6 protein-coding genes are annotated in these 6,320 nt (G+C 76.3%); 4 read left to right on the forward strand and 2 right to left on the reverse strand.

All coding sequences use genetic code 11. The features are described from left to right. The first annotated feature begins 234 nt into the window (after positions 1-234). Positions 235-636: a YccF domain-containing protein gene (locus ACFZBX_RS36720; protein ID WP_391538162.1), complete on the forward strand. Its 402-nt coding sequence runs from the start codon at positions 235-237 to the stop codon at positions 634-636. Between the two features lie 49 nt (positions 637-685). On the opposite strand, the gene ACFZBX_RS36725 is transcribed toward ACFZBX_RS36720, so the two are convergent. Then, positions 686-1,354: an FMN-dependent NADH-azoreductase gene (locus tag ACFZBX_RS36725; RefSeq protein WP_391538163.1), complete on the reverse strand. Its 669-nt coding sequence runs from the start codon at positions 1,352-1,354 to the stop codon at positions 686-688. Between the two features lie 75 nt (positions 1,355-1,429). Between ACFZBX_RS36725 and ACFZBX_RS36730 the strand changes: the two genes are divergently transcribed. Then, the gene (locus ACFZBX_RS36730) at positions 1,430-2,269 is read left to right on the forward strand and encodes a sigma-70 family RNA polymerase sigma factor (protein ID WP_391538164.1); all 840 of its coding nucleotides are present in this window, start codon (positions 1,430-1,432) and stop codon (positions 2,267-2,269) included. A 15-nt stretch (positions 2,270-2,284) separates the two neighbouring features. Here the strand turns inward: ACFZBX_RS36730 and ACFZBX_RS36735 are convergent, their stop codons facing one another. Further along, positions 2,285-4,171, reverse strand: a complete 1,887-nt coding sequence (locus ACFZBX_RS36735; RefSeq protein ID WP_391538165.1) for an FtsX-like permease family protein — start codon at positions 4,169-4,171, stop codon at positions 2,285-2,287. A 126-nt stretch (positions 4,172-4,297) separates the two neighbouring features. Here ACFZBX_RS36735 and ACFZBX_RS36740 point away from each other — a divergent pair, with 126 nt between their 5' ends. Then, on the forward strand, positions 4,298-5,566 hold the full coding sequence (locus ACFZBX_RS36740) for a sensor domain-containing protein (protein WP_391538166.1): 1,269 nt from the start codon (positions 4,298-4,300) through the stop codon (positions 5,564-5,566). A gap of 32 nt (positions 5,567-5,598) precedes the next feature. Further along, positions 5,599-6,231, forward strand: a complete 633-nt coding sequence (locus ACFZBX_RS36745) for a response regulator (protein WP_391538167.1) — start codon at positions 5,599-5,601, stop codon at positions 6,229-6,231. Positions 6,232-6,320: the final 89 nt, after the last annotated feature.

Consider the following 6,320-nt stretch of genomic DNA (forward strand, 5'->3'; position numbering starts at 1 on the left):
CCGTTCCATCAGGAACCGACCCGATCTGGTGATCCGTCAGCGAGCTCATCAGTGTCTCCCTTGGTCAGGGTGTCCACCTGATTCATGACACTCCCGCGGGGCCCGGTCTCCTCCGTGAGGAGGGGGCGCACCCGGAGCGGTCCCTGAGGTGTGGCCCTGACGTGCGTAGACACGGTGGGCGGCGGGAATCGGTGGTCGTAGGGGGCAGTCGTCGTACGTGAGAAGGTGCCAGGCATGAAGGTGATCGGATTCCTACTGAATGTGCTCTGGCTGGTCTTCTGCGGGTTCTGGATGGCGGTCGGCTATGTGATCGCCGGGATCATCTGCTGCGTTCTGATCATCACGATTCCCTTCGGCATCGCGTCGTTCCGATTGGCCGGGTTCGTGATCTGGCCGTTCGGGCGGAAGGCCGTCGAGCGGCCGGACGCCGGGGCGCCGTCGTGCGTCGGGAATGTGATCTGGCTGGTCTTCGCGGGGTGGTGGCTGGCGCTGATGCATCTGATCACCAGCATTCCGCTGTTCCTCTCGATCATCGGGATCCCGTTCGGGTGGGCGAACCTCAAGCTGATCCCGGTGTCGCTGATGCCGCTGGGGCGCGAGATCGTGTCGACGGACGAGGCGTGGGGCGCGCGGTAGCAGACGGGAAGAAGGGCCGGCGGGTGTTCCCGCCGGCCCTTCGGTGGTTTCAGGAGGCGGCCAGGGCGGTCAGCTCGGTGCGGGCGGTGGTGAGGGAGGTGGTGGCGAGGTCGCGGTAGGGGGTGAGGGCGGGGATGTCGGCGGCGCGGGTGAGTTCGGCGTGGATGAAGCGGAGGTTGGCGTCCGGGATGCCGAGGTGTTCGGTGAACCAGGCGCGCAGGTAGGGGGTCTGGAAGTCGAAGGGCTCGCGCGGGGTGCCGGGGCCGTAGCCGCCGCCGCGGGCGGTGACGACGATGACGCGGGTGGCGGTGAGGCGGCCGGTGTGGGCGCCGGGGAAGGTGATGCGGTCGATCCAGGCCTTGAGGGCGGCGGGGACCGTGAAGTTGTACATCGGGACGCCGAGCAGGAGCGTGTCGGCCGCGTGGAGCTCGGTGACCAGCGGAAGGGTGAGGGACCACTCGTGCTGCTCGGCGGCGGTGGTGGCGAAGGAGGAGATGGCGGAGAGCGGGACGGGCGCGGCCTGGCGCTCGACGTGGACGCCGAGGGAGGCGAAGCCGGCGCCGATCAGCGGGACCGGGTCGGCGGCGAGGTCGCGGTAGCGGTGGTCGGCGCCGGGGTGGCGGGCCTGCCAGTCGTGGGCGAAGCGGGCGGTCAGCCGGCGGCTGACGGACTGGTCGGCCGGGCTCGCGCTGGAGTCGAGGTGGAGCAAGCTGGGCATGAGGGGGCTCCTGGTCACCTTCGGGGGGTGGGCATCGTCAACCCCGTGACGCGGGTGCGGACGGAAAGGTGACCGATGGACGGGCGCGAGGAGCTGGCGGTGCGGTTCGAGGCCGAGCGGGGGCGGCTGGGGGCGGTGGCGCGGCGGATGCTCGGGTCGACGGCGGAGGCCGAGGACGCCGTGCAGGAGGCCTGGCTGCGGTTGGAGCGGGTCGACGCGGCGGAGGTGGAGAACCTGCCGGGATGGCTGACCACGGTGGTGTCGCGGATCTGCCTGGACGTGCTGCGGGCGCGGAAGACCGAGGTCGCGGTGGTCGAGGGGGTGGTGGACGGGCCGGAGGCGGAGGCGGAGCTGGTCGAGGAGGTGGGCCGGGCGATGCTGGTGGTGCTGGACCGGCTGGGCCCGGCGGAGCGGGTCGCCTTCGTGCTGCACGACGGGTTCGCGGTGCCGTTCGACGAGATCGGGCCGATCGTCGGACGGAACGCGGTGGCCGCGAAGAAGCTGGCCAGCCGGGCCCGGCAGCGGGTCAAGGGGGCGGAGCCGGAGCGGGGGACGGGCGACCGGCAGGTGGTGGAGGCGTTCCTGGCCGCCGCCCGCGGCGGTGACCTGGATGCGCTGCTCGCCGTGCTGGCCCCGGACGTGGTGCGCCGGGCCGACCCGGCCGCGCTGCCCGCCGGCCGTCCGACGGTGCTGCGCGGCGCCGACGCCGTGGCCCGGGAGACCCGGGTGATCGGGCGGCGGGCGCGGTTCGGCGTGCCGGTGCTGGTGGACGGCGCCGTCGGGGCGGCGATCGCGCCGGACGGGCGGCTGCGGCTGCTGCTGCGGTTCACCGTGCGCGACGGCCGGGTGGCCGGCTTCGAGGTGATCGCGGACCCGGCCCGGCTGGCAGCGGCGCAGGTGACGCTGCTGGACTGAAGCGGAGCGCCCCGGTCAGCGCGCCGCGGCGGTGACCGGCCGCGAGCGCAGCGCCCAGGCGGCGGCCGGGGCGGCGCAGGCCGCCGCGACCAGCAGCGCGCCGGCCGTCACCGCCGCGACCGGGCGCCACGGGAGGACGAGCGGGGCGGGCGCGTGGAGCACCGCCAGGGCCGCGCGCAGGGAGCCGAGCTGGACGGCCGCGACCACGCAGCCGAGCACCGCGCCGACCGCCGTCACCAGCACCGATTCGGCGGTCACCAGGCGGACCACCTGGGCCCGGGTGGCGCCGGCCAGCCGGAGCAGGGCGAGTTCGCGGCGGCGGTCGGCGGTGGCCATGAGCAGCGTGTTGGCGAGCGCGATGCCGGTGTAGACGAGGGCCAGGCCGAGGACGAGGGCCATCCGCAGCCACGCCGTCCGGGCCGGCGTCCCGGCGGCGAGCCACTCGGCGCGGGTGAGGACGCCGGCGCCGTACGGCAGGGCGGCGGCGCGGACGTCGGCCACGCGGGCGGCGGGCCCGAGGCGGACCTCGACGCGGTCGACCCGGGCACCCGGGGCGTTGGCGGCGGTCACGTACAGGCCGTTGTCGCCGACGCCGTCGCGCAGCACGGCGGCCACCCGCAGCGTCGTCCGGCTGCCGTCGGCGCGCACCACCGGGACCGGCTCGCCGACCGTCCGGTGCCCCCACTCGGCGGGCAGGACGAGCGAGCGGTCGTCGAGGCCCGCCGTCGACCCGGCCAGCAGCGGCAGCCGGGCGAGGGCGGCCAGGCCCGCCGGATCGGTGGCGCGGGCCTCGGAGCGGACCGTCACGCCGTCCGGCTCGACGAGGCCGAGGACGGTCGGTGCGGTGGGGGAGAGCGCGGTCACACCCGGGACGGCCCGCAGTGCGGCGAGCAGCGGCCCGTCCCCGGAGCCGGGGGCCGGGACGACGACCAGGTCGGCGGCGGTCCGGGCGCTCGCCTCGGCCGCGCGGGCGGCGGCCACCGTGTCCAGCGCGCCCGCCAGTGAACCGGTCAGCGCCACCGACACCAGCACCGGCGCGGCGACCGCGCCCGTGCGGCGCAGCGCGGCGGAGGCGTTGGCGGGCACCAGCCGTCCCGCGTACCCGGTGAACCGGCCGGGGAGGGCGCGCCCGAGCAGGCGGACCAGCGGCGGGGCGAGCAGCGGGGAGAGCAGGCCGGCCGCGGAGATCAGCCACATCGGCTGGGTGGTGTACGTCTTGCGGTGCAGCAGGTCGGCGGGGTCGCCGGCGAGCGCGGCGCCGGCCAGGACGGCGGCGGTGAGCAGCAGGCCGAGGCCGGTGAGCAGCCGGCCGGCGGTCAGCACACCGCTGTCGAGGTCGGCCGCGCGCAGGGCGTCCAGCGGTCCGACCCGTCCGGCCCGGCGGGCGGCCACGGCGACGCCGGCGAGGGCGACCAGCAGGCCCGTGGCGAAGGCGGTCGGCAGCGGCCAGGCGGCGGGGACGAGCGCGAAACCGGGCCGGGCCATGCCGACGCCGGACAGCCACCGGAGGAGCGCGGGGGCGCCGAGCCGGCCGAGCACGCACCCGGTGGCGGAGGCGGCGGCGCCGAGCAGCAGCGCCTCGGCGAGCACGACGCGGCGGACCTGCGCGCGGGTGGCGCCGGCGAGGCGCAGCAGACCGAGTTCACGGCGGCGCTGGGCGACGGCGTAGGAGTAGGTGGAGGCCACGACGAACGCCGAGACGAAGGCGCTCACCCCGCCCGCGGTGCCGAGCGCGGCGACCAGCGAGACCAGGTCCTCCCCGCCGGGCGCGCCCACGGCGGAGGCGAGGCCGAGCAGCATGACGGCGGTCATCGCCACGCCGAGGGCGAGGGCGAGGAAGGCGCCGAGCAGCGAGACCTGGCGGGCCTTCAGGGACGTGAGCGCGATCCGCAGCATTCTCATGCGCCCAGCGAACCGCCACGCAGTGGTGCGGCGCAGCAGGCCAGGGGCCACCTCGGAGGGTAGGGCAGGCACTACCGACGGGCCGTCGGAAGGGCTCTAGGGTGGGCGCACCGGGGGAGGGACATGATGGACGGAGTGCTGCGGGTGGGCTTCCCGCGCCCGGCGGCCCCGTGGCGGGCGGCCGGGTACCTGCTGGCGACCGGACTGACGGGGCTGCTGCTCTGCGCCGGCCTGCTGCTGTCCGTGACGGCCGCCGGGGTGCTGGCGGTGCTGCTGGTCGGGCTGCCGCTGCTGGCCGCGCTCGCCCTGGTCGGGCTGCCGGTGGCGGCCTGGGAACGCCGGCTGGTCCGCTTCCTGGACGGCGGACGGGTCCCGGACCCGCACCGCGTCCCCGACCGCCCCGGCCTCGCGGCCTGGCTGCGGCTGCGCTACCGGGAGCGGGCGACCTGGCGCGAACTGGGCTTCACCGTGCTGGCCGCGTTCGTGCTCTGGCCGGTCGACCTGACGGTGGCCGGCTGCGCCCTCGTCGTCCCCGGCCATCTGCTGGCCGCCGTCCCGCTGCTCCTGCTGGACGGCGAGCAGGTCAACGTCCTCAAGATCTGGCAGGTCCACTCGCTGGGGACGGCGGGCCTGTGCGGGCTGGCCGGCCTCGCCCTGCTGCCGCTGCTCGGTCACCCGCTGGCGCTGGTGGCGGCCGCCCGGGCGGGCCTGGTCCGGCTGCTGCTCGGGCCCGGCCGGCAGGAGCGGCGGATCGGCGAACTCGTCCGCTCCCGGGCCCGGCTGGTGGACGCCTTCGAGGCGGAGCGGCGCCGGATCGAACGCGACCTGCACGACGGCGCCCAGCAGCGGCTGGTGGCGCTGCGGATGACGCTCGGCCTGGCCCGGCTGGACGCGCCGCCGGACGGCCCGCTGGCCGCCCGGCTCGCCGAGGCGCACCGGGAGGCGGGCGAGGTGCTGGCCGAACTGCGGGAGCTGATCAACGGCATCCACCCCCAGGTGCTCACCGACCGCGGTCTGCCGGAGGCCTGCGCGGACGCCGCCGACCGCTCGCCGGTCCCGGTCGCCACCCGCTTCGCGCTGCCGGTCCGGCTCCCGGCGCCGGTCGAGTCGGCCGGCTACTTCGCCGTCACCGAGGCCCTCGCCAACCTCGCCAAGCACAGCGGCGCGAGCACGGCGAGCGTCGAAGGCCGGTACGCGGACGGGCGGCTGACCATCGAGGTGGCCGACGACGGCCGGGGCGGCGCCGACCCGGGCCGCGGCACCGGTCTGACCGGGCTGGCCGACCGGGTCGCGGTCGTGGACGGCACACTGACGGTCAGCAGTCCGCCCGGCGGACCGACCCTGGTGCGGGTGGAGATCCCCTGTGCCCCGGCTGACGGAGGACCCGCCCGGTGAACCCGAGAACCGCCCCCGAGAACCTGAGGATCGTGCTCGCCGAGGACGGCGTGCTGCTGCGCGAGGGGCTGGTCGGCCTGCTGGCCCGGTTCGGGCACCGGGTGGTGGCCGCGGTCGGCGACGCCGGGGCGCTGCGGACGGCGGTCGAGGAGCACCGGCCGGACCTCGTCGTCACCGACGTCCGGATGCCGCCGGGCCAGACCGACGAGGGACTGCGCGCGGCCGTCGCCCTGCGCGAGCGGCGCCCGGGCCTGCCGGTCCTGGTGCTCAGCCAGTACGTGCAGCGCTCGTACGCGGCGGAGCTGCTGGACTCCGGCGACGGCTCCGGCGTCGGCTACCTGCTGAAGGACCGGATCGGCCAGATCGAGGAGTTCACGGCGGCGGTCGCCGAGGTGGCGGCCGGCGGCACGGTGGTCGACCCGGAGGTGGTCCGCCAGCTGCTGCGCCGCCGCCGGGACCCCCTGGAGCGGCTGACCCCGCGTGAGCGCGAGGTGCTGGCGCTGATGGCGCAGGGCCGGTCGAACGCGGCGATCTGCCGGGAGCTGGTGGTGTCCGAGGCGGCGGTGGGCAAGCACATCGGCAACATCCTGATGAAGCTGGACCTGCCCCCGGCGGAGGAGACGCACCGCCGGGTGCTGGCGGTGCTGGAGTTCCTCCGCGGCTAGGGCGTGTCTTGCGGATCTTTGCCGGGTCCGCGGCGCCGGGGCACGCACCTCGCCGCGTTGTCGTCGGTCGCCAATGCTCCGCAGTGGCT

The sequence above is a fragment of the Kitasatospora sp. NPDC008115 genome, from assembly GCF_042957205.1.
In the GTDB taxonomy this organism is placed as follows: domain Bacteria; phylum Actinomycetota; class Actinomycetes; order Streptomycetales; family Streptomycetaceae; genus Kitasatospora.